This window comes from Phyllobacterium sp. 0TCS1.6A, assembly GCF_026420825.1.
Classification (GTDB): Bacteria; Pseudomonadota; Alphaproteobacteria; order Rhizobiales; family Rhizobiaceae; genus Phyllobacterium.
The window spans coordinates 21,268-44,160 of the sequence record NZ_JAPMAB010000002.1 but is presented as its reverse complement, the minus strand read 5'-3'; the positions used below and the strand labels follow the sequence as shown (position 1 = coordinate 44,160).

General features: G+C 62.6%; 25 protein-coding genes. 5 read left to right on the top strand and 20 right to left on the bottom strand.

The annotated features are described in order from the left end of the window. Positions 1-151 precede the first annotated feature (151 nt). On the top strand, positions 152-688 hold the full coding sequence (hpt, locus tag OSJ75_RS04365) for a hypoxanthine phosphoribosyltransferase (RefSeq protein WP_250019878.1): 537 nt from the start codon (positions 152-154) through the stop codon (positions 686-688). Positions 689-691: 3 nt separating this feature from the next. Here the strand turns inward: hpt and OSJ75_RS04360 are convergent, their stop codons facing one another. The 4 genes from OSJ75_RS04360 to argH all read right to left on the bottom strand — a co-directional run bounded on the left by OSJ75_RS04360 (position 692) and on the right by argH (position 6,459). Further along, entirely contained in the window at positions 692-3,289 is a 2,598-nt protein-coding gene (locus tag OSJ75_RS04360; protein ID WP_267227073.1) for a TIGR02302 family protein, read from the bottom strand. 159 nt (positions 3,290-3,448) lie between these two features. Then, positions 3,449-4,714 carry a diaminopimelate decarboxylase gene (gene lysA, locus OSJ75_RS04355; RefSeq protein ID WP_267227072.1) on the bottom strand — a complete coding sequence of 422 codons (1,266 nt, stop codon included), beginning with the start codon at positions 4,712-4,714 and terminating at the stop codon, positions 3,449-3,451. Positions 4,715-4,784: 70 nt separating this feature from the next. After that, on the bottom strand, positions 4,785-4,967 hold the full coding sequence (gene lptM, locus OSJ75_RS04350; protein WP_267227071.1) for an LPS translocon maturation chaperone LptM: 183 nt from the start codon (positions 4,965-4,967) through the stop codon (positions 4,785-4,787). Between the two features lie 91 nt (positions 4,968-5,058). Next, positions 5,059-6,459 (bottom strand): argininosuccinate lyase, encoded by a 1,401-nt coding sequence (argH, locus tag OSJ75_RS04345; RefSeq protein WP_267227070.1) that lies wholly within the window; start codon positions 6,457-6,459, stop codon positions 5,059-5,061. A gap of 31 nt (positions 6,460-6,490) precedes the next feature. Between argH and tlpA the strand changes: the two genes are divergently transcribed. After that, positions 6,491-7,168, top strand: a complete 678-nt coding sequence (gene tlpA, locus OSJ75_RS04340; protein ID WP_250019871.1) for a thiol:disulfide interchange protein TlpA — start codon at positions 6,491-6,493, stop codon at positions 7,166-7,168. Positions 7,169-7,175: 7 nt separating this feature from the next. Here the strand turns inward: tlpA and OSJ75_RS04335 are convergent, their stop codons facing one another. From OSJ75_RS04335 to OSJ75_RS04290, 10 genes are all read right to left on the bottom strand, one after another. Next, positions 7,176-9,086: a DEAD/DEAH box helicase gene (locus tag OSJ75_RS04335; RefSeq protein ID WP_267227069.1), complete on the bottom strand. Its 1,911-nt coding sequence runs from the start codon at positions 9,084-9,086 to the stop codon at positions 7,176-7,178. A gap of 217 nt (positions 9,087-9,303) precedes the next feature. Next, positions 9,304-9,780, bottom strand: coding sequence for a YaiI/YqxD family protein (locus tag OSJ75_RS04330; RefSeq protein WP_267227068.1), 477 nt, complete (start codon positions 9,778-9,780; stop codon positions 9,304-9,306). Positions 9,781-9,789: 9 nt separating this feature from the next. Beyond that, complete coding sequence (locus OSJ75_RS04325; RefSeq protein WP_267227067.1) at positions 9,790-10,377, bottom strand: exopolysaccharide biosynthesis protein; 588 nt, start codon at positions 10,375-10,377, stop codon at positions 9,790-9,792. A 32-nt stretch (positions 10,378-10,409) separates the two neighbouring features. Next, on the bottom strand, positions 10,410-11,291 hold the full coding sequence (locus OSJ75_RS04320; RefSeq protein ID WP_250019864.1) for a 3-hydroxybutyryl-CoA dehydrogenase: 882 nt from the start codon (positions 11,289-11,291) through the stop codon (positions 10,410-10,412). A 124-nt stretch (positions 11,292-11,415) separates the two neighbouring features. Further along, positions 11,416-12,345, bottom strand: a complete 930-nt coding sequence (locus OSJ75_RS04315) for an electron transfer flavoprotein subunit alpha/FixB family protein (protein ID WP_267227066.1) — start codon at positions 12,343-12,345, stop codon at positions 11,416-11,418. A 22-nt stretch (positions 12,346-12,367) separates the two neighbouring features. Continuing rightward, complete coding sequence (locus tag OSJ75_RS04310) at positions 12,368-13,117, bottom strand: electron transfer flavoprotein subunit beta/FixA family protein (RefSeq protein WP_267227065.1); 750 nt, start codon at positions 13,115-13,117, stop codon at positions 12,368-12,370. A 192-nt stretch (positions 13,118-13,309) separates the two neighbouring features. Further along, positions 13,310-14,071, bottom strand: coding sequence for a rhomboid family intramembrane serine protease (locus OSJ75_RS04305; protein ID WP_267227064.1), 762 nt, complete (start codon positions 14,069-14,071; stop codon positions 13,310-13,312). An 18-nt stretch (positions 14,072-14,089) separates the two neighbouring features. Then, complete coding sequence (locus OSJ75_RS04300) at positions 14,090-14,671, bottom strand: cob(I)yrinic acid a,c-diamide adenosyltransferase (RefSeq protein ID WP_267227063.1); 582 nt, start codon at positions 14,669-14,671, stop codon at positions 14,090-14,092. Positions 14,672-14,679: 8 nt separating this feature from the next. Beyond that, positions 14,680-14,877: a twin transmembrane helix small protein gene (locus tag OSJ75_RS04295; RefSeq protein ID WP_250019857.1), complete on the bottom strand. Its 198-nt coding sequence runs from the start codon at positions 14,875-14,877 to the stop codon at positions 14,680-14,682. 37 nt (positions 14,878-14,914) lie between these two features. After that, positions 14,915-15,745 carry an SDR family oxidoreductase gene (locus tag OSJ75_RS04290; RefSeq protein ID WP_267227062.1) on the bottom strand — a complete coding sequence of 277 codons (831 nt, stop codon included), beginning with the start codon at positions 15,743-15,745 and terminating at the stop codon, positions 14,915-14,917. Positions 15,746-15,846: 101 nt separating this feature from the next. Between OSJ75_RS04290 and OSJ75_RS04285 the strand changes: the two genes are divergently transcribed. Beyond that, the gene (locus OSJ75_RS04285) at positions 15,847-16,701 is read left to right on the top strand and encodes a YihY/virulence factor BrkB family protein (RefSeq protein WP_267227486.1); all 855 of its coding nucleotides are present in this window, start codon (positions 15,847-15,849) and stop codon (positions 16,699-16,701) included. Here the strand turns inward: OSJ75_RS04285 and OSJ75_RS04280 are convergent. Together OSJ75_RS04280 and gluQRS are read right to left on the bottom strand one after the other, a co-directional pair. After that, on the bottom strand, positions 16,668-17,552 hold the full coding sequence (locus tag OSJ75_RS04280; RefSeq protein ID WP_267227061.1) for a DMT family transporter: 885 nt from the start codon (positions 17,550-17,552) through the stop codon (positions 16,668-16,670). The genes OSJ75_RS04285 and OSJ75_RS04280 overlap by 34 nt on opposite strands. Before the next feature lie 73 nt (positions 17,553-17,625). Further along, a complete protein-coding gene (gene gluQRS, locus OSJ75_RS04275) occupies positions 17,626-18,477 on the bottom strand; it encodes a tRNA glutamyl-Q(34) synthetase GluQRS (RefSeq protein WP_267227060.1) in 852 nt (283 codons plus the stop codon). 78 nt (positions 18,478-18,555) lie between these two features. On the opposite strand from gluQRS, the gene OSJ75_RS04270 reads away from it, so the two are divergent. Together OSJ75_RS04270 and OSJ75_RS04265 are read left to right on the top strand one after the other, a co-directional pair. Continuing rightward, positions 18,556-19,200 (top strand): DNA-3-methyladenine glycosylase family protein, encoded by a 645-nt coding sequence (locus tag OSJ75_RS04270; protein WP_267227059.1) that lies wholly within the window; start codon positions 18,556-18,558, stop codon positions 19,198-19,200. Between the two features lie 109 nt (positions 19,201-19,309). After that, positions 19,310-19,867, top strand: coding sequence for an HNH endonuclease (locus tag OSJ75_RS04265; RefSeq protein WP_250019850.1), 558 nt, complete (start codon positions 19,310-19,312; stop codon positions 19,865-19,867). Between the two features lie 30 nt (positions 19,868-19,897). On the opposite strand, the gene OSJ75_RS04260 is transcribed toward OSJ75_RS04265, so the two are convergent. The 4 genes from OSJ75_RS04260 to OSJ75_RS04245 all read right to left on the bottom strand — a co-directional run bounded on the left by OSJ75_RS04260 (position 19,898) and on the right by OSJ75_RS04245 (position 22,834). Continuing rightward, positions 19,898-20,404 (bottom strand): disulfide bond formation protein B, encoded by a 507-nt coding sequence (locus tag OSJ75_RS04260; RefSeq protein ID WP_250019849.1) that lies wholly within the window; start codon positions 20,402-20,404, stop codon positions 19,898-19,900. A 40-nt stretch (positions 20,405-20,444) separates the two neighbouring features. Beyond that, complete coding sequence (locus OSJ75_RS04255; RefSeq protein ID WP_267227058.1) at positions 20,445-21,035, bottom strand: YqaA family protein; 591 nt, start codon at positions 21,033-21,035, stop codon at positions 20,445-20,447. Positions 21,036-21,148: 113 nt separating this feature from the next. Further along, positions 21,149-21,748: an ankyrin repeat domain-containing protein gene (locus OSJ75_RS04250; protein WP_267227057.1), complete on the bottom strand. Its 600-nt coding sequence runs from the start codon at positions 21,746-21,748 to the stop codon at positions 21,149-21,151. Between the two features lie 150 nt (positions 21,749-21,898). Then, positions 21,899-22,834: a LysR family transcriptional regulator gene (locus tag OSJ75_RS04245; RefSeq protein ID WP_267227056.1), complete on the bottom strand. Its 936-nt coding sequence runs from the start codon at positions 22,832-22,834 to the stop codon at positions 21,899-21,901. Positions 22,835-22,893: the final 59 nt, after the last annotated feature.

Below are 22,893 nucleotides of genomic sequence, written 5' to 3'. Positions count from 1 at the left end.
CCGAGCGGGTTTGACCACCCATCAATGGTGCACACCATCGACGTAAACATGAAATTTGTGGGGCGAGACCGTGGCGGGGGCAGCTTTTGCAATTTCAGGCGGGATCGGGCATAGCTGCGCCCAGGCGAGATCGGAAAAAACGGGAATCAGCATGCCAAAGGTCGGCGGGAAAAACATAGAGGTTCTATTCAGCGCCGAACAGATTGCGGCGCGCAATCTGGAACTTGCGAAGGCGATCCGCGCGCATGACATGAAGGACCTCCTGGTGATCTCGATCCTCAAGGGTTCTTTCATCTTCGCCGCCGATCTTATCCGGGCGATGCATGATGCCGGGGCCGAGCCCGATGTCGAGTTCATCACCGTTTCAAGCTATGGCAAGGGTACCGAGAGCGGCGAGGTGCGGCTGTTGCGGGATATCGACAGCGATGTCCACGGCCGCGACGTCCTTCTCGTCGATGACATACTGGAATCCGGAAAGACGCTCAAATTCACGCGCGAACTCATGCTGGAGCGTGGCGCGCGGCATGTCTATATCGCGGTGCTGCTCGACAAGAGCGTCAAGCGCAAGATGGATATCGAGGCGGATTTCAAAGGCTTCGAATGCCCCGATTATTTTGTCGTCGGCTATGGAATGGATGTGGGTCATTCCTTCCGGCAACTGCCCTATGTGGGCATCGTCACCGACTAGGCCTCAGTTGAAGTTGAGCAGCCGCTCCAGATATTCCTTCTCCATCTGGGGGCTGAGGGCATTGCCGAGCCGCTTGCGGATGGCATCGAGGATCTCCCTTGCCCGCTGCACGTCGATCTCGCCCGGAACCTTGGTCTGCGATCCTTCGTCGAACGGGCCGCCATAGCGGTTGGACCGGCCGAGCGGATCGCGGTTTTCGCCGCGCTGCTGGCCCGACTGTCCGGTCTGGCCCTCCTGGCCCATGGCCTGCTGCATTTGCCGCATCATATCCTGGCCGCCGCGCCGCAAGGCATCGAGCGCATTGCTCTGGCGATCCAGCGCCTGGCCGCCATCGGCCTGCCCGAGCGCCTTGCCCGCATCGCCCATGGAGCCTTCCGCCTCGCCGAAACCTTCGCCCGGCTGGATGCCCATGCCTTCCAGCTCCTTCATCATCCGGCCGAGCTCGGACTGCAACTGGCCCTGGCCCTGTTGAAGGTCGCGCAGGGCACGGGCGATGTCCTCCTCCGACATCTGCCCTTCCTGACCCTGTTGGCCCTGCTGCCCCTCTTGTCCTTGCTGACCTTGCTGGCCCTGCTGACCTTGCTCGCCTTCCTGGTCGAAGCCCTGCTGCAGGCCGTTCTGGCGCTGCTGCTCGAGGCGATGGGTCTGGTTCATGAGGTCCTGCTGGCGACGCATCAGATCGCCGAGCTTGTCCATCTGCTGCTTCATCGGGTTCTGCTGGCCCGATTGCGCCTGCTGCTGGCCCATCTGCAGATTGTTCATCATGTTCTCGAGTTCGGACAGCAATTGCTGCGCCTGGTCGCGGGAACCCTGCTTCGCCAGATCCTCTATCCGATCGAGCATCCTGTCGATGTCTTCCTGCCGCAATTCCTGCACGTTGGGATTGGGCATCTGCGCCATGTTCTGATTGTTCTGGTTCTTCTGGGCGAATTCGCGCAGGTACTGGTTCATCGCCTCGCGCAGCTCGGCCATGCGCTTCTCGATTTCCTCGGGGCTCGCCCCCTGTTCGATCGCTTGCCGCAGCGCTTCCTGCGCCTGCCGCAGGCGCCGCTCCGCATCCGATAGCGCGCCGTCCTCTATGCCCCGCGCCACCTGCCACATATAGGCGGCGACCTCGCGCAGCTGATCGTCGGATTTCGCCAGCTGCAGCCGGGTATGGATACTGCGCAAGGCAATGTAATGGGTGGCGTTGTTGATCGTCTCCTCCGGCCACATCGTGACCGCATCGAGCGCGTTCAGCACCTCCTGCTTGGCATTGGCGTCGAGCGCAAGATTGCGGCGCTGTTCGACCACCGCCCGCGCCAGGGGATTGGCAAAGGGGCGTTCGGGCATCACCAGCGTCTTGGTCTCGCTGCTGGCTTCCTGCTTGGCATCGTCGGCGGCAATGAGCTTCATCCGGATTTCGGAGCCGGACCATGGATGTTCCGTCAGGTCCTTGGTCGTCTTCGTCTCTTTCGGCTGCTCGCCCCGGCGCGGCAAGGCAAGCGGCAATTCCGGTGGCGCGAACAGCGGCCGGGCATCTTTCGACGGCGGAACCGCCTGCTCGAACTTCGCCTCGGCGCTCGCCGCACCATAATCGTCGCCGATCTCGTAGAACACGTCCATGGTGCCGTTCGCGGCACTGGTCGGGTCCTTGGTAAACCGGATCGTCGGGGCGGCGTCGGGCTTCACGTTGAAGGTCCAGCTGGACAGGCTGGTGCCGCCATCGGCCAGAGCAACGGTTGCGTTGGCACCGAGGGTCAATTCAAAGTTGCGTGGCTTCTGGCTCGCGGCCTCCGGGGTAGCCTCTGCCTCTGCCTTGCGCGCCTCGACATCGACCGTCTTGCCGTCCAGCGTCTGCGTCAGTTTCTCCCAGCCCGAGCCTCCGATGATGCGGACGATGAGCGTGCTGCCCTCAGGAACGGAAAATTGCTGATCCCCGGCATTGGCCGTGGATGTCAGGAACACCGGCGGCCGGCCGGTATAGCGCGGAGGCGTGACCCAGGCGTCTATCCGCGGCGGGACGGCATTGCTGCGGGCATGGCTGACGAAGGCGTCGCTGATGCGTCCTCCGAACGGTCCGGTCGAAAAGGCGAAGGCAACGATCAGGAGCAGGCCCAGGATGGCGCGCAGCGCCAGCGGGTCACGCTCGGCGACGCGCGTCGCCGGCAGACCGCTCTTCAGATTGTTGATGCGCTCGGCCATGCGCCGGCGATGCTCGTTCCACAATGCTACCGCAAAGGGATCGTCCGAACTCGAGGCCAGCGCCTCCGTCTGGATTGAAATCGGCTGATGCTCGAGCGCATTGACGCCTTCGAGCCGCCGGGTGACATCGCTCCGGTTCGGCAGGCGAAACTTGAAAAGCAGGTAGGCCGCCGCTGCTGCAGCCAGCGCGAACACGCCGAGCAGCCCCATGCGCACCAGATCCGGCAAAGCGCGGAAGATGCCGAACCAGGAAAGAATGAGGAAGGCCGTACCCAGCAGCAGCAGCGGAAGAAGCAGCGGCCACAGGCGTTCCAGCGCAATGGCAAGCCAGGCGAAGAGGCGCGGCCCATCCGGTTTCCCGAATGCCGCAATGCCCCTTTTGGCCTCTTCCCGATGATCGGGGTGTTGACCGGTCATTCTCACTCCATCCGCTTGGTGGCCGTCAACTCAGGGAAAGAATAGCACTCAAAATGGCAAAGGCGAGGCCATAGGGCGCCAAATGCGATCATACTTCCGTGTTGTAGGTCAGCGTTCAGGTCAGCGGGCGGGTCAATGAAGCCCCTCGAAAGCTCACAACTAGAGCCAATCCGGCACGGAATCGAGGCCGATCAGTTCCTCATAGGTCGTACGGGGCCGGACGACATGAAAACGGTCCTGATGGACAAGCACCTCGGGCACCAGCAGGCGCGTATTGTAGGTGCCCGCCTGCACCGCGCCATAGGCGCCTGCGCTGCCGATGGCGAGGAGTTCACCCGCCGCCGGCCGCGGCAGGTCCCGGTCGAGGCCGAGATAATCTCCGGTCTCGCAAACGGGGCCGACGACGTCGCCGCGAATGCGTGGATGATCGGCGCGCGGTTCCCTTACCGGCTTGATCGCGTGATAGGCCTCATAGAGCGTCGGCCGGATCAGATCGTTCATCGCGGCATCGACGATGACGAAGTTGCGCGCGTCACCCTCCTTGACGAAGATCACTTCGGTTACCAGCACGCCCGCATTGCCGACGATCAGCCGTCCCGGCTCGAATATGGTCTTCAACCCGAGCGGCTTGAGGTGCTTCTGCACGATCTGCGCATAGGCATCGGGCAGGGGCGGCGGGTCATTGTCGAGCTGATAGGGAATTCCGAGCCCGCCACCGACATCGACATGCCTTATGTCATGACCATCGGCCCGCAATTGCCCCACCAGTTCGGCGAGCAGCCGGAATGCGTTGTCGAATGGTTCGAGATCGGTGATCTGGCTGCCGATATGGACGTCGACGCCGGCAACCTTCAACCCCGGCAATTTTGCGGCGTGGGCATAGACGGTGCTGGCGCGTGCGAGCGGAATGCCGAACTTGTTTTCGGACTTGCCGGTGGAAATCTTCTTGTGGGTGCGCGCATCGACATCCGGATTGATGCGCAGCGAAACGCGCGCCGTCTTGCCCGCCGCGGTGGCGCGGCTGGACAGGAGTTCCAGTTCCGGCTCGGATTCGACGTTGAAACAGTGGATCCCGGCGGAAAGAGCGAGGTCGATCTCGTCGGCCTTCTTGCCGACGCCCGAAAAGACGATCTTGTCGGCCGGAATTCCGGCGGCAAGCGCCCGCCGCAATTCGCCGCCCGAGACGACGTCGGCGCCGGAGCCGAGTTTCGCGAGGGTGGTCAGCACGGCCTGGTTGGAATTGGCCTTCAAGGCATAACAGACCAGCGCATCCATATCGGCGAATGCCGCGGCGAAGACGTTGTAATGGCGCTGGATGGTGGCGGTCGAATAGCAGTAGAACGGCGTTCCGACCGCGCGTGCGATCTCTTCCAGGCTGACGGATTCGGCATGCAGCACGCCATCGATATAATGAAAATGGTTCACGAAACAGCCTGGCAATCTTCTGGCTTAATAGACAGCGCCGCTCAGCGACGCCCGGTGAAATGAATTGCTGTCAGATCAAGGGATCGAGGATGAACCGTTTGTCCTGTACCGGCTGTGGCGCGGGCTTCGGCTCGCCCGGCGCGGTGGTCACGGAAGCGGGCGGCGCTTCGAGAGGTCCCTTTCGCCCACAGGCGGTAACGGCGCCGGCGATCGCGGCAATCATCAGAACTGTCGTCAATAAGGAACGGCGCATGGGTTATCCTGTAATCAGCAAGGTATCTATCTCTAGCCCATGGGGGCGGCGTTTGCATCCCCCATTGCCTTTCAAACTTCGTTTAGGCCCGTCAGAGTGTCCTGAGGCGCTTGTGCCATGATCTTATCTGCCTGCGCACCTGATCCGGGGCCGTGCCGCCATAGGATTTGCGGCTGCGCACCGATTTGTCGACGGTCAGGAAGCCGAACACCGCATCGGTGATATCGGGATGGATCTGCCGAAGGTCGTCAAGGGAGAGCTTGGCCAGGTCGACCTTCTTCTGCTCCGCCATCGCCACGGCGCGCCCCGTGACATGATGCGCCTCGCGGAAGGGAAGTCCGAGTTCGCGCACCAGCCAGTCGGCGAGATCGGTCGCCGTCGAATAGCCCGAGCCAGCCGCCTTCTTCATTGCGGCGGTATTGATCGTCATGTCTCGCACCATGCCGGTCATGGCCGCGATGGCGAGTTCCAGCGTCTCGGCGGCGTCGAACACGGCTTCCTTGTCTTCCTGCATGTCTTTCGAATAGGTCAGCGGCAGACCTTTCATGACGGTCAGGAGCCCGACGAGAGAGCCGGTAATCCTGCCGGTCTTGGCGCGGACGAGCTCGGCCGCATCGGGGTTCTTCTTCTGCGGCATGATCGAGGAGCCGGTGGAGAAGCCGTCGGAAAGACGCACGAAGCCGAATTGCGGCGTCGACCAGATGACGATCTCCTCGGCAAGACGGGAAAGATGCGTCGCGGCAATGGCAGCCATCGCCAGATATTCGAGCGCATAGTCGCGGTCGGAGACGCTGTCGAGCGAGTTGCGGGTGGGTTCGCGGAAGCCGAGCGCCTTCGCCGTCATGTGGCGGTCGATGGGAAAGCCCGTACCGGCGAGGGCCGCTGCGCCGAGCGGCGATTCGTCCATGCGCTCGATGGCGTCCCTGGCGCGGCTGACGTCGCGTCCGAACATCTCCACATAGGCCATGCAATGGTGGCCGAATGTCACCGGTTGCGCCGTTTGAAGATGGGTGAAGCCGGGCATGAGCGTTGCCGAATGTTCGGCCGCCCTTTCGAGGAAGGCTTCGATCAGCCTCTTCAATGCGGCGGCGGTCTTTTCGAACTCCGCCTTGACCCAAAGGCGGAAATCGACCGCTACCTGGTCGTTGCGGGACCGCGCGGTGTGCAGGCGGCCCGCAGCGGGGCCGATGAGTTCGGCGAGGCGAGACTCGACATTCATGTGAATGTCTTCAAGTTTGCGTGAAAAAGTGAAGTTTCCGCTCTCGATCTCTGACAATATCGTGTTCAGGCCACCCGATATCTTGTCGTAATCGTCCGCCGCAATTATGCCCGTCTTTGCAAGCATGGCCGCATGGGCGAGAGAACCTTGAATGTCCTGGGCGTAGAGTTTCTGGTCGAAGCCGATGGAAGCGTTGATCTCTTCCATGATCGCGGCCGGACCCGAAGCGAAACGACCGCCCCACATTTCGTTGCTGTTCTTCTTGTCGGACATGATGAGCCTTGGCTGAAAGGGTAGGAATAGGATGATAGACGGCGACGGCACACCGAAACAGACACGCAACAGCAGCAAGAAGATCATCGCTCTTGCTGCGCTCGCAGGCATCGCCGCCGGTGCGCTTGGGGTATACGTGATGGAACGGCCATCTGGCAATATTGTTGCTGGGGTAGCTTCGACCGATCAATGCAGCCTCAAGACCGAAGCGGCAAAGTCACTGGACGGACTGGCGACCGGCGCTGTGGCGGCGATGCGCGGTGCGGACACGCCGCAATCCATGGCGTCGCTTTCGTTCATGGCGCCGGACGGCAAGCCCGCCCGGCTTTCCGATTTCAAGGGCAAGACCTTGCTGGTAAATCTCTGGGCGACCTGGTGCGCGCCGTGCCGGGAAGAAATGCCGGCGCTGGACGCGCTCGCCGCGAAGAAGAACGGCGCCGATTTCGAGGTGGTGACGATCAATATCGACACCGGCGATGCCGAGAAACCGCAGGCTTTCATGACCGAGATCGGCGTGAAGTCGCTACCGCTCTACCGCGATGCGACGATGGGCGTCTTCAACGATCTGAAGCGCAAGAACCTCGCCTTCGGGCTGCCTGTCACCATGCTGGTGGACAAGGATGGTTGCCAGGTGGCGGCGATGAACGGCCCGGCGGACTGGTCCGGCGAGGACGCAGTCCGGCTGATAGACGCGGCGAAAAAGCTCTAGGCGAGGCCTATTCGGCCTTGTCGCCGCCGCCGGCGGCAGCCTTGCGGGCCTTCTTGGCCTGATATTTTTCGAAGCCGGTAGGATCGCCTGGCTTGCGTTCCTTCGGCGCCTTCTTCGCCTTTGCCGGCTTTTCGGCGGTCCAGCCGCCCGGCTTGCCGGCAGGCTCGAACGTGCGGTCCGACTTGTAGCCGCGTTCGTCGCGCTCGCGACCGAACTGCTTCTTCGGCTTGAAATCGCCGCTGCCGCGTCCCGAGAAACCGGGAGCGTCGCTGCGGGTGATGTTCACGCCTTTTTCACCCGAGCCGAACTGCTTGATGCGGGCGAGGAAGGCGTCGGCCTTGTCGGCGGAGATCTCGAAACGGGTTTCCCCATCGAGGATCTTGATCGAGCCTACGTCGGATTTGGTGATGTCGCCGGCCTTGCAGATCAGCGGCAGCAGCCAGCGCGGCTCGGCGCGCTGCTTGCGGCCGACATTGAGGGCAAACCAGCCGCCGCTCTCGAAATGGTCGCGGCGTTCGGAACGCGCGCCGCGTTCGCCGCGCTGCGGACGGTCGTCGTCACTCCCCCTGCGGCCTGATTCACGGATCGGCTGGAGCACATGCGCCGGCGTATTGGAAAGCTCTTCGGGAGCCGGGCGCGCGGCAAATTGCTGGCGCAGATAGGCGGCGGCGATCTGTTCGACCGAATGAAGTTCGAGCAGCGCGGCAACGTCTTCCGCCTCTTCCTCGACGATCGGCTCGCGCAGCTGCGCGTCATTGAAGATCCGCTCGCGATTGCGCTGGTTGATCGCATCGGCATTGGGCGGCGGCACCATCGTCGTCGCGAGCTTGGCGCCCTGCAACAGCCGTTCCGCCGTGCGGCGCCGCGATGCGGGGACGATCAGCACGCAGATGCCCTTGCGCCCGGCGCGCCCGGTACGGCCGCTGCGATGCAGGAGCGTCTCGGAATTGTTCGGCAGGTCCGCATGGATGACGAGATCGAGATTCGGCAGGTCGATGCCGCGGGCGGCAACGTCGGTGGCAACGCAAACCCGCGCCCGCCCGTCGCGCATTGCCTGCAGCGCATTGGTGCGCTCGGCCTGGCTGAGTTCGCCCGACAGCGAAACCACGGAAAATCCGCGGTTGGAAAGGCGGCTCGTCAGGTGCTTCACGGCCTCGCGGGTCGAGCCGAAGATGATCGTATTCTGGGCGTCGTAATAGAGCAGCGAGTTGATGATCGCGTTTTCCCGCTCGCGCGGGGCAACGGGCATGATGTGGTATTCGATGTCCGCATGCTGCTCCCGCTCGCTCGTCGCCGAGATGCGCAGGGCATTGTTCTGGAACTGCTTGGCAAGCGCGGCGATGGGTTTCGGCACGGTTGCCGAGAACATCAGCGTCCGGCGGTCTTCCGGCGCTTCGGCCAGGATGAATTCAAGGTCTTCGCGGAAGCCGAGGTCGAGCATCTCGTCGGCTTCATCGAGCACGACGGCGCGCAGTTCGGACATGTCGAGAGAGCCGCGGGTAATGTGGTCGCGCAGGCGGCCGGGCGTGCCGACCACGATGTGAGCGCCCTGCTGCAGGGCGCGGCGCTCCTTCATCATGTCCATGCCGCCGACGCAGGAAGCGATGCGCGCCCCGGTCTTCTCGTAGAGCCATTCGAATTCGCGCCTTACCTGAAGGGCGAGCTCGCGCGTCGGCGCTATGATCAGCGCGAAGGGAGCGCCGATCGTGGCGAAGCGGTCGCTGTCGCCGAGCAGGGTCGGAGCAATGGCGATGCCGAAGGCAACGGTCTTGCCGGAGCCGGTCTGGGCGGAAACGAGAAGATCGGCGCCGGCAGCTTCAGGTGCGAGAACGGCGGTCTGCACAGGCGTCAAGCTTGTGTAGCCACGGGCAGTCAATGCACCGGAAAGCGCCGGAGCGATGGAATCGAAAGAGGTCATTGCAAACTTTCAGTGATGTGATGCGTGTGCGGCGTCAATCGAGACGAGCGGCACATAAATCGCGTTGTTGCGCTCTCCCTAGTGCTTGGCGTGCCATCCGTCAATGGCAGGAACGCATAGCTCCCCTGCAGCCGGACCTTTCCAGGGCCCTCCAATCCCGGCGGCTGCGGCTTTGCGCGAGCCATGTGCGATAACAGATCATCTTGCGGAAGCCGCATCAAGAGCCGGGATGGCCAGCCCGTTTCAGCCTTACGATGGCGAGGTCCAGCGCCGAGAGGAATGCCGAGCGATCGCGCGGCGAAAACGGCCTTGGCCCGCCGGTTATCTGGCCGGCGGAACGCAGTTCCTCCATCAGGTTGCGGGTTGCGAGCGTATTGCCGATGGAAGCCTCGGTGAAGGCGCGACCGGTCGGCGAAATGGCGTCGGCGCCGGCTTTGACGCATCTGCTGGCCAGCGGAATATCGGCGGTCACCACGATGTCGCCGCGCGATACGCGCTCGGCAATCCAGTTGTCCGCTGCATCGAATCCGTCGCTGACGATCACCCGCTCGATCATCGGGTCGCGCGGAATGGCCATCATCGCGTTGGAAACGACATAGACCTTCAGGCCGTGCCGCTCCGCCACGCGGTATATTTCAGGTTTGACGGGGCACGCATCCGCGTCGACGTAGATTGTGATCGGCTTGAGTTCCATTGCGCCAGCCTATCCGAATATCTGCAGCGCGGCGAGGCCAAGCGAAGCGCCGAGTCCGATGGCGATCCCGGCCGCCAGCGCCGCGACGAGCAGTCCGGTACCCAGCCAGACGCCATCGCGCTCGCCGAGGCCGATGGAAAGGAGAACGATGCTCAAGGCCGGAATCTGGTTGATCAGCGGGATCGGCAGAAGGACGATCAGCGACATGAACAGCGCCACGATGCTGACGATCCTCTCGGCGATCATCTGCGGCACGAGCCAGTAGCGCGGCCGGGCCAGCCGCTCGAATTTCATCAGGATCGGCTCCAGCCGCGCAATGGCTTTGCGATAGGTCGCCGAACGCATGGATTTACGCCGGAGGAACGCGGGAAACCACGGCTTTTTGAAGCCGATCAGCATCTGGATCGACAATAGCACGAGCGGGATGCCGAAGATGGTGGAGGAACCCGGCGGCAGCGGCAGCAGGTTGAGCGCGGCAAAGAGGATCAGCAGCGCGCCGAAGCTCCGGTCCGACAGGGCGGTGAGGATATCGTCGAACGAGATGCGCTCCGCCGGTCCGTCGGCCAGGCCCAGCAGGATCGTCGAAAGTCGCGGCAAAGGCTGGCTTTCCGGGGTCAAGTGGCGTGCCGTCAGCGTGTCGGAACCGGGGTCTCTCCACGGTAGTCGTAAAAGCCGCGCCCGGTCTTCCGTCCGAGCCAGCCGGCTTCGACATATTTGACCAGCAACGGGCAGGGGCGGTATTTGGAATCCGCCAGGCCGTCATAGAGGACCTGCATGATCGAAAGACATGTATCGAGGCCGATGAAATCCGCGAGTTGCAGCGGGCCCATGGGGTGGTTGGCGCCGAGTTTCATCGCCGTGTCGATGGCATCGACCGAGCCGACGCCTTCATAGAGCACGTAGATCGCCTCATTGATCATCGGCAGCAATATGCGGTTCACGATGAAGGCCGGGAAATCCTCGGAGACGGTCAGCGTCTTGTCGAGGCTGTTGACGAAATCGCGCGCCGTTTCGAAGGTGTAATTCTCGGTGGCGATACCGCGAATAAGCTCAACGAGCTTCATGACGGGCACGGGATTCATGAAATGAATGCCGATGAAGCGCTCCGGACGGTCCGTCGTCGCCGCAAGCCGCGTGATGGAGATCGAGGACGTATTGGTGGCCAGTATTGCCTCGGGGTTGAGCGTCGGGCAAAGCTGGGCGAAAATCTTGCGCTTGACGGTTTCGTCCTCGGTCGCCGCCTCGACGGCGAGATCGACGCTGGAAAGGTCTTCCATGCGCAAGGCCGGGCTTATCCGCGAGAGTGCCGAGACGCGGTCGGCCTCGCTGAGCTTGCCGTGGGAAACCTGGCGCGCCATGTTGCCATTGATCGTGGCGATGGCTTTTTCAAGCTGCTCCGGGGCCTGGTCGTGGATCAAGACCTTATAGCCGGCGACGGCGCATACATGGGCTATACCGCTGCCCATCTGGCCCGCGCCGATAATGCCTACAGTCTTGATTGTCCCGGCCATGTTTCCATCCATTTTTTGTTTTGACGAAAGACAAACTAAATGGCCGGGGTAGCGTTCGTCTACCCCGGCCAGACAATTTCGTTGCGGGGCGCATCCCGTTGCGGCGCGCCCGGTGGCTAAGCCGTCAGAGCGCCTTTTCGAGCTCCGGCAAGACGACGAAAAGGTCGCCGACGAGGCCATAATCCGCCACCTGGAAGATGGGGGCCTCCTCATCCTTGTTGATGGCGACGATGACCTTCGAATCCTTCATGCCGGCGAGGTGCTGGATGGCGCCCGAAATGCCGACCGCAATATAGAGGTCCGGTGCCACGACCTTGCCGGTCTGGCCCACCTGCCAATCGTTCGGCGCGTAGCCGGCATCCACCGCAGCGCGCGAAGCACCGACGGCGGCGCCGAGCTTGTCGGCCACCGGCAGGATGACTTCCCTGAACTTCTCGTTCGAGCCGAGCGCGCGGCCGCCGGAAATGATGATCTTCGCCGAAGTCAGTTCCGGCCGGTCGCCGCCCGAAAGCTTTGCCTCGATGAACTTGGAAAGGCCGGGATTGGCTGCTGCCGAGATGGTCTCGACCGGCGCCGAGCCGCCTTCCTGTGCCGCCGCAAATGTCGCGGTGCGCACGGTGATGACCTTTTTCGGGTCCGTTGCCTGCACCGTCTGGATCGCATTGCCGGCATAGATCGGGCGCTTGAACGTATCGGGCGAGACGACCTCGACGATGTCCGAGACCTGCATCACGTCGAGCAGGGCGGCAACGCGGGGCAGGACGTTCTTGCCGTTGGTGGTGGCGGGCGCAATGATGGTGTCGTAGTTGCCCGCGATCGAAACGATCAGTGCGGCCGTGGCCTCGGCGAGGCGGTTGGCAAGATCGTCGCTGTCGGCGAGCAGGACCTTCGTCACGCCTTGAAGCTTGGCGGCCTGATCGGCAACGCCTTTTGCACCCTTGCCGGCCACCAGGACGTGGACGTCGGAACCGATCGCGAGCGCGGCGGTCAGGGCCTTGGCGGTCTGGTCGGAAAGCGCCTCGTTGTCGTGTTCGGCAAACAGAAGAATAGCCATGTCAAATAATCCTTTCCTGACCTTAGAGCACGCCAGCTTCGTTCTTGAGCTTGGAGACGAGCTCCGCGACGTCCTTCACCTTGACGCCGGCCTTGCGTCCGCTCGGCTCTTCGGTCTTCAGGACCTTCAGGCGGGGCGCGATATCGACGCCATAGTCAGCCGCAGCCTTCTCGTCCAAGGGCTTCTTCTTCGCCTTCATGATGTTGGGCAGCGAGGCATAGCGCGGCTGGTTGAGCCGCAGATCGGTGGTGACGATCGCGGGGAGGCTGATCTCGATGGTCTGCAAGCCGCCATCGACCTCGCGGGTGACCTTGGCCGAGCCGGCATCCAGTTCCAGCTTGGAGGCGAAGGTGCCCTGGCTCCAGCCGAGAAGCGCCGACAGCATCTGCCCGGTCTGGTTGGCATCGTCGTCGATCGCCTGCTTGCCGAGGATCACGAGCTGCGGCTGTTCGGCATCGACGACGCCCTTCAGGATCTTCGCGACGGCGAGCGGTTCGACCACATCGTCGACCTTGACGAGGATGCCGCGATCGGCGCCCATGGCAAGGGCGGTACGGATGGTTTCCTGCGCCTGGGCCGGGCCGATGGAGACCACGACCACCTCTTCGGCCTTGCCGGCTTCCTTCAGACGGAGCGCTTCCTCGACCGCGATTTCATCGAACGGGTTCATGGACATCTTGACATTGGCCAGTTCTACGCCCGACCCGTCTCCCTTGACCCTGATCTTGACGTTGTAATCGACCACCCGCTTTACCGGTACGAGGACTTTCATGGGGACTCCCTCTCAATGAACCTTTGACAGCTTTAGCCGCCATTCGAAGGTACCTGCTTGCCGGATGCCGACATTGAGGTAAAAAATGCGACGCACATCAGTGCGAACAGCGCGGGACCGTAAATATGACTTCCGGACACGTCAATGCGAAACGCCGGAGTTTTGCGACTTCAAACGATTATTATATGCGGCTCAGCGCCCCCATTTGACCGGCTCCGGCGGCACGGCGGCAGAATCCTCCACCGGTGCCGAAATGACGGCTTTCGGCGAAACGACCTCGCGGTCGAGAAGCGGCACGTTCCGGCGTTTCAGGACGAGGGTCAGCAGCGCGCCGGCGACGATGCCGCCGACATGGGCGGGCCAGGAAACCTGCTCGTCGCCTTTCCAGAACAACATCAGGAATTGCGCCGCGATCCACAGAAGCAGGGGGTAGAGCGCCGGTATGCGCAGCGGGATACGGCCAAAGGCCAGGACCCAGACTTTCACGCGGGGGTGGAGCAGGAGATAGGCGGCGACGATGCCCGCTATGGCGCCGGACGCGCCGATCAGCGGCGCTTCCGATTGCGGAATGATCACCCCATGCAGGAAGGCGCCCGCCGCCGCGCAGAGCAGGTAGAACAGCAGGAACTTGAGATGGCCGAGCGCATCCTCGACATTGTCGCCGAAGACCCAGAGAAACAGCATGTTGCCGCCGAGGTGGAAAATATCGGCGTGCAGGAAGGCATAGGTCACATAGCTGAAATCGGCCGGGATAACCTCATAGGGGGCCGGAAGCGTCGCCAGATCATGCACGAGCGCCGGTATGAAGCCGAAACCCAGAACCGCGGCTTCGAGATGACTGCCGCCGATATTGACGAGCGCATATACCAGAACGTTCGCCGCGATCAGCCCGAGGGTCACATATTGAAGCCGGATATGTTTGAGACTGTTGGCGTCATGCAGGGGAATGAACATTGGCGCCGGGTCTCCATGTCAACGATGTTGGCCCGGAACCCATAACACGTCCGTCGCACCATTGTCATTGACCGCGCGCGCCGCGACGAACAGCAGGTCCGACAGCCTGTTGATATATTTCAGGGCGGCAGGCGTCACGCGCTCGCCGGGGACCTGCGACAGTTCCACCATGCGGCGCTCGGCCCGTCTCGCCACCGTTCGCGCCAGATGCAGCGCCGCCGCCGCCGGTGATCCGCCCGGCAGCACGAATGAGCGAAGCGGGCTCAGCCTTTCGTTGAGTGCATCGATGTCCTGCTCCAGCCGCAGCACCTGGCTTTCGACGATCCGAAGCGGTTCATGCGCCATGGCCTCGCCGGTATCGGGCGTCGAGAGGTCCGCGCCGAGATCGAACAGGTCGTTCTGCACCCGGAGCAGGGCAGCATCCAGTACGGGATCGAGGGCTTGCGTATGGATGCGCGCCAGGCCGATGCAGGAATTGGTCTCGTCCACCGTGCCATAGGCTTCGACGCGGATGTCGTGCTTGAGGCGACGGGGGCCCTGCGTCAGTCCTGTCGTGCCGTCGTCGCCGGTACGGGTATAGATCTTGTTGAGCTTTACCATTCGCCGATCTAGCCCGCAGTGCGGTGGAAATAGATCGCGCCGACGATCAGGATGATGGCGACGAGCTGCAGGAATATCCGCAGCTGCATCATCTTGTTCGAGAAGTTCGCATCGCCGCCCCGCATCATGTTGCGGAGACCCACGAGCAGTACGACGGTGACCGCGGCGATGGCGATTACCGCCAGGAATTTGAAAATGACGTCCATAACTCTATTCCTCAGACTGTCGGCCAGTCTGCTCCTGTTATGATTTGCCCGCAAGCAGACGATATAACGCACGTGACGGCAGCAGCCGGCGGGCGAGATCGGCGAATTTCGCCGGCAGGGTCACGATGTAGTGCGGTCTGGGCCGCTTGCTCTCCAACGCATGTTTGAGCACCTTGTAGATGGCTTCGGGCCCGAGGGCAAATGGCTGCCTGCGGCCGGTGCGGGCGTGTTCGATTTCCCTGCGATAGACGTCGCCATGGGGCGAGCTGCCCGTATCGATGTGGCTCTCGACATGCTCGATCGCATTGGCCCGGAACCGGGTTTCGATGGAACCGGGTTCCAGCAGCGAGACATGAATGCCGCTACCCTGCAGCTCCATGCGCTGCGTCGTCATCAGCCCCTCCAGCGCGAATTTCGCCGCAACATAGGCGCCGCGCCATTTCATCGGCACCAGCCCGAGGATCGACGAGCAATGGACGATCCTGCCGTGACCCTGGCGCCGCATCACGGGTATGACGAGCCGCGTCAGCTCATGCCAGCCGAAGAATGCCACGTCGAACTGCTCGCGCAATGCAGCCACCGGCAGGTCCTCCACCGCGCCGGGTATCGCATAGGCGCCGTTATTGTAGAGCGCATCCAGCGTTCCGCCGGTGCTTTCGAGGACTGCCGCCAGGGTCGATGCTATCGAAGCGGAATCGCGGTAATCGAGGTAATGGGCGGAGAAACCTTCGGCCTGCAGCGCATCGATATCGGATTTCCGCCGCGCGGTGACGAACACGGTCCAGCCATCGGCCTTGAGGGCCCGGGCGCAATAGGCGCCCATTCCGCTGGAACCTCCCGTTATCAGGATCGTTTTGGATGGGGTCATGTTTTGGTATCTAAATCAATCGATTGCGCAGAAAATGACTTCACATATTTGCCTGTGGCTTGCAATCTCGCTTATCAAATCAGAGGGGCCGATCATTGGGAATACGGAAAGTCCTGACCTTCACCTGGCGCATAGCCGCAGATGCGCTCGGTCATTTCAACTCCGATGATGGCTGGGCCCTGGCCAGTCATGTCGCGCTTTCCGGCATCATGGCGCTGTTCCCGTTCCTGATCTTCGCCACGGCACTCGCCAGCTTTCTCGGCGCCAGCGCCTTTACGGATACGGCGGTGCATGTGGTTTTCGACACCTGGCCCGAGGTCATAGCGACGCCGATCGCCCAGGAAGTGCGCAATGTCCTCAATGTCCAGCGCAGCGGATTGCTGACGATCAGCGTCATCGCCGCCGCCTATTTCGCCTCGAACGGCGTCGAAGCGCTGCGGGTGGCGCTGAACCGCGCCTACCGTGTCATCGACACGCGCTCCATCATCTATTGCAGGCTGCAAAGCCTTGGCTACGTGATCATCGCCACGATCGGCATCATGGCGATCAGCTTCCTGCTGGTGCTCGCGCCGCTGGCGATGAGCATCGCCACACGATGGCTGCCCGAACTGACGCTGATTTCCGGGACGATCCGTTTCTGGCGCTATTGCATTGCCTCGGCCGTGCTGATCGTGGCGCTGCTGGTGGTTCACCTCTGGCTGCCGGCGGGCAGGCGCGGCCTGTTCGATATCCTGCCGGGCATATTGCTGACGCTGCTCGCCTGGACCATCGGCGCCACCATCTTCGCCAGCTATCTCGAGACGTTCGCCTCCTACGTGACCACCTATGCGGGCCTCGCCTCGATCATGGCCGCCATCGTGTTCCTCTATATCATCGCGGCGATCTTCATCATCGGCGCGGAGATCAATGCCGCCATCATCCGTTACCGGGAGGGCAAGCGGGCGGAGCGTTTCTGAGCCGTGGAGAGCGCGACGCCGAGCGTCGCTATCAACATCCCGACGAGCTGGAACGGCGAAAGCGTCTCGCCGAAGAGTGCATAGGCCATCAGCGCCGTCACGGCGGGGACGAGATAGAACAGCGACGCCACCCTGGAAACCGCGCCCTGCTTGATGAGCACCATGAGCAGCAGGACCGCCCCGATGGACAGGACCAGCACCAGCCACGCCATCGCGAATGCGAGTTCGCCGGACCAGACGATCTGATGGGTCTCGAAGGCGAAGGTCATCACCGCCATGAGGATCATCGCGCCGAAATATTGCAGCGTTGTGCCGGCTTTCAGGTCGATCTGGCCGACGAACCGCTTCTGCCAGACGGTGCCGATGCTGATTGCGACGACGGAAAACAGCGCCGCGGCAACGTTGGCCGGCGTTATGCCTTGCGCCGAAATGGAAAGCTTCGGCCACAGGACCATCGACACGCCGATAAAGCCGACTGCAAGGCCGGCCCAGTGCCGCCGCTGGATCGTCTCTCCGAGCGCGATGCCCGCCACCACGGCGGTGATCAATGGCTGCAGGCCGACGACGAGCGCCGACATGCCGGCCGGCAGGCCATTGTGGATGGCCCAGAATACCGCACCGAGATAGGCGCCGTGGATCAGGCATCCGGCAATGATGGCATGCAGCGCGCCGCGGCGGTCCGGCCATTTGTTGCCCGTGACGGCGACCCAGACGCCGAGTATGGCGCCGGCGATGGCGAAGCGCAGCATGAGGAACAGAAACGGCTCCATATAGGGCATCGCATAGCGCGCGCCGATGAAGCCGGTGGCCCAGAGAACGACGAACAAGGCGGGGAACAGGCTGACCGGCATGGGAGGGAACCAGATTGGATGGAGCGGAGGGCTTTCCAATATACCATCGCGGCGGCGGCGAACAGCGGCGGCGCTAGAGATTTACCATCCGCCTGATGTCGTCCGGTGTTTTCCCGGCCTGGCGCAATGAGCGCAGCGAGGTATCGCGGCGGCTCTTCGACAGTTTCTCCCCCGATGCGTCGAGAATGAGTTCATGATGGTGATAGACCGGCGCCGGCAGGCCGAGGATCTGCTGCAGGACGCGGTGAACCGCCGTTGCGAAGAACAGGTCCCTGCCGCGCACGACATGGGTGATGCCCTGCAGCGCATCGTCCACCACCACCGCGAGGTGATAGCTTGTCGGCGTATCGCGTCTCGCCACGACGACGTCGCCCCATGCCTCCGGCTTCGCCGCGACCTGTCGCACGCCTTCCGGGCCGAGCTCGTCCCAGGCGAGCGCCGCGCCGATATGGGCCACGGCCTTGTCCATGTTCAGCCGCCAGGCAAAAGGCATGCCGGCGGTCGTTCTTTCCTGCCTCTCCCGCCGGGAGATTTCGCGCTCGTCATGCGGATAGAGCGGCGCGCCATCGGGGTCTTTCGGCCAGTCGCCGGTTCCGACGCGCTGCCTGAGTTCACTCCGGCTCATAAAGGCGGGGTAGACGAGATCAAGCTCCACGAGCCTGCCAAGCGCGGCGGAATAATCGGCAAAATGTTCGGACTGGCGCCGGAAAGTGCCCTCCCATTCGAATCCGATCCAGGCGAGATCGTCGAGAAGGTCCTGTTCGAGGGCGGGCGTGCAGCGTTCGCGGTCGATGTCCTCGATGCGCAGGAGCAGCCGGCCATCATGGTCATCGGCGAATTTCCGGTTGAGCAGCGCCGAATAGGCGTGGCCCAGATGGAGATGGCCATTGGGGCTAGGAGCGAAGCGGAACACCGGTTTTGTCATGAGTATCGACGCATGATCTTGAAAGGACGGGACGCGGATTGATACGGTGTTTCAGTTGCAAGTGCAAAGGAACAGCCGATGCGGCGGATCGATACGCTCGACGACATAGCAGAGGGACTGGGCGAACTCATAGGCACGCATCCCGAACTTGCCGCCATTGCCGAGCGGGCGGGGCCGTTGCCGCTGCGGCGCTCGGAGCCGGGATTTGCAAGTCTTGCATCGATCGTCGTGTCGCAGCAGGTCTCCAGGGCCAGCGCCGATTCCATGTGGCGCCGGTTGAACGAACTGGTCCAGCCGCTGACGCCCGTGACCTATCTCGCCGCCGGCGAGGGCATATGGCGCGCCGCCGGCCTGTCGCGGGCCAAGCAGGCGACGCTGGAACGGATCAGCCGCGCCATCCTTGCGGGCGGGCTCGATCTTGCCGCCCTGACGGAAGTGCCGATCCAGGATGCGATCGAGCAGATGACCCGGGTGAAAGGCATCGGGCCGTGGACGGCGGAAGTCTATCTTCTGTTTTCAGCCGGCCATGCGGATGTGTTTCCGTCCGGCGATGTGGCGCTCCAGCATGCCTATGCCCATGCCTATGGCGAATCAGCGCGGCCCGATTCGAAATCCCTGCGCGCCTTTGCCGAACGATGGAGCCCCTGGCGGGGCGTTGCGGCCAGGCTTTTATGGGCCTATTACGCCGCGACGCGTGGCCGGGATGGCACACCTGTCGCATGAAGTTGAATTTGTGGTGTTTTTCCAACGGCCCCAACGCTATTTGCTTCACAATCCTGTCACGTCCGGCTTACAATATTAGGGCCTGATGGTTGGAACGGGAGTTGATTCCTTGACAATAGCCGTCTCGCCGGACGGGTTGCCGGCATTGGTGCTCAACGCGGATTATCGTCCGCTCAGTTACTACCCCTTGTCGCTCTGGTCCTGGCAGGACGCGATCAAGGCGGTTTTTCTCGACCGTGTGAACATCGTCGCCGAATATGAGCATGAGGTCTCCTCGCCATCCTTCGCGATGCGTCTGCCGAGCGTGGTTTCGCTTAAAAGTTACATAAAGCCCTCGCGCAACCCGGCCTTCACGCGGTTCAACGTGTTCCTGCGCGACCGGTTCGAATGCCAGTATTGCGGTTCGGAAGAGGATCTGACCTTCGATCACGTCGTGCCGCGCTGCGCGGGCGGCGAAACGATCTGGGAAAACGTGGTTGCGGCCTGCTCGCCCTGCAATCTGCGCAAGGGCGGCATGATGCCCAACCAGGCCAAGATGTGGCCGCGGCAGAAACCCTACCAGCCGACGGTGCACGACCTGCACAATAATGGCCGGCTTTTCCCGCCGAACCATCTGCATGAAAGCTGGATGGACTATCTCTACTGGGATGTCGAACTGGAGCCGTGATCTTCCGGTTCGTCCGTTTTTCCGGTTCGTTTAGCGCCTGCCCGGGATCATGGCGCCGCGAAACGCCACGATCATCAGGACGAAGCTTGCAATGGCGTTCCATCCGGCGAAGGACAGGCCGAGGACGCGCAGCGCCGCGTTGTCGCAGGCGGGCGGGCGGATCGCGTTCATGTCGTTCAGCAGGCTGCCGGCATCGGTGGTGATGGACATCGAGACGGCCGTGCAATCCGCGGGTCCCGCCCAGAACTTCCACTCCACGCCGGCGTGGAAGATCGCCAGTCCGAGCCCGATCAGCATCAATACGCCGCCCAGTGCCAGCAGCAGTCGTGTCAGGCCGGCCGGCCAGCGCAACGCCGCGGCAGCGGCGGCAACGAGCATCAGCGGTATGCCGGCATAATAGGGATAGCGCTGTTCCAGGCACAATTTGCAGGGCAGGTAACCGCCAAGATACTGGAAGCCGAGGGCCGCGCCGACCGTCGCCGCCATGGCGACGAGGAGGAAGAGGGCGGTTTTCAGATGGGCGCTTTGGCTGCTCATGATGATGTGGATATTCCTCGTCTGGTATGAAGGGAGCCTGCTAGAGATGGAGATAGTGGAACAGCGCGTAGAGCAGAATTAAGACGAGGGCCACTGCTCCGGCAATCAATCCGAGACGCTTCTCGATGAATTCCCGGATCGGCTCGCCATAGCGGCGCAGCAGCCATGCCAGGAAAAGGAAGCGTGCGCCGCGCGCCACCACCGCCGAGACGATGAAGAGCCAGATGTTGATGCCGGCGGCACCGGAAAGGATCGTCACCACCTTGATCGGCGGCAGGTGCGCCAGGCCGGAGGTGATGAGCAGCAGCAGGATGGCGTCGGCGCTGGTCGAGCCGCGCAATTGCTCGAAGGCATCGAGCTTGCCATAGACTTCGAGGATGGGCTTCGCCAGCGCCTCATAGGCGTAATAGCCGAGCATCCATCCGGCGATGCCGCCAAGCACCGAAGCGACGGTGGCGACGATCGCATAGCGATAGGCGCGGTCGGGCCGGGCCAGCGCCATGGGCAGATAGAGCACGTCCGCGGGAACCAGAAACACCGAGCTTTCGATGAAGGCAATGACGGCCAGCCAGGCCTCGGCCGATTTGCGCGCAGCAAGGGACATCGTCCAGTCATAGAGTCTGCGCAGCATGTGAGGTCCTGTATTGGGTTGGTCTGGTGCGTCTCTTAGAGCAAATTATCGCCGATGGGAATCGGGGGCGTCGATTTTGCCTCGGTCGCGGGCAAGATCGCGGTCTGCTCGTGTCAGCGCCGGGCGGCCGTCAGCAATGCGGCGATGTCGTCATATCCGCGGGCTTGCGCATGTTGCAGCGGAGTGACGCCATCCTTGTCCGCGAGGTCGGGCCGCGCCCCGGCCTCCAGGAGCAGGCGGACGATCTCGAAATGCCGGCTTCCGCCGTCACCGAGGATGATGGCTTCAAGCAGCGCCGTCCAGCCAAGTTTATTGACATGATCCACATCGACACCGGCGGCGATCAAGGTACGCACGGTCTCGACGTGGCCACGCTCGGCGGCCGGGATAAGGGCGGTACCGCCATAGCGGTTGGTGCTTTTGAGATCGGCGCCATGGGCCAGCGTCATGCGCAGGATTTCAAGATGGCCGCGCGCACCGGCATAAAGATAGGGGCTGTCGTTGATGTCATCCCTGGCGTTGACATCGGCTCCCGCCTCGATAAGCAGTTTCGCGGTCTCGATCCGGTTGGCATGGGTGGCGGCGAGAAGGGCCGTCCGCCCCCTGCCGTCGCGCGCATCGATGGGTGCGCCGTCCGCCAGCAACTGCCGAACAGCCGTGGCATCGCCGCGGCCTGCGGCTTCGATCAATCCCTGCTCGGTCGCTTCAGCCATGGTCATCCCCACTATCGGCAGTAACATGATCGGCAATCCGACCCGCAAGACGAGGCCAAGAATGGTCGCGATCATCATCGGCCCGGATCGTTTCCGCAATTTGGTTGTTCCCTGTTCCAGCGGCATCGCTGAAGGCGAGCCTGCCTGCGTCTAGCTGTACTCTGCAACGACCTGCATCACCTGATCGCGCATCCAGCGGTTGGCGGGGTCGTTGTCCGTTGCCGCTGACCACACCATGGAAATCGGGCTGACCCGCAAATCGAGCGGCACCTCGGCCATTGCGAGGCCAAACAGGCCGGCATAGCGCTTGACGATTCTGGTCGGCAGGGTCGCGATCAACGGTGTTTCGCGCACGGCCGTAAGCACGGTGAGGAACTCCGGCGCCGCGACCGATACGTCCAGGCGGACGTTGGCGCGCTTCAGAGCATCATCGATGCAGCCTTCGATCGCGTCCTTCTGTGAAACGAGGGCATGCTTCAGCGTGAGATACAGATCGCGGTCCAGCGCCTGCGGCAGGTCGAGCAGGCCCGGATTGTAGCAGCACATCAGCGACTGCTCGAACAGCAGGCTGCGCCTATGCCTGTTGCTGCCGTCTTCATAGCAGCCGACGGCCAGGTCGATGACGTTATCGTCGAGAAGCCTGTGGACCAGTTCGGGGTTGACCGCGCGGGCAAGCACCTTGATGCCGGGCGCAGCTTCGTTCAGGACCGCGGCAAGGCGAGGCACGAGCAGGACCTCCAGTTCGCTGGAAAACCCGATCCGGAATATCTGCCTTGCCCGCGCAGGCTCGAACGCCGCGGGCGTGACGATCGTCTGCTGCGTGTGGCTCAGAATCTGCTCCACCGCTTCGGCGAGGCGCAAGGCCCGATGCGTCGGCTGCATGACCTGGCCGACACGCACGAACAATTCGTCCTGAAACAATGTGCGAAGCGTTGCGAGATTGTGGCTCATGGCCGGCTGCTGGATTTTCAGCCGGGCCGCCGCCTTCGTCACGCTCCGCTCGCGCATCAGCGCATCGAATGCGACGAGCAGGTTCAGGTCGAAGGACCAAAGATTGAAATGATCGATGGAGGCTATCTCATTCATCGATTTGATCGTTGCACGAACCTGTCCTACTTGTCCATAGCGATCAGGCAGCGCTGTCC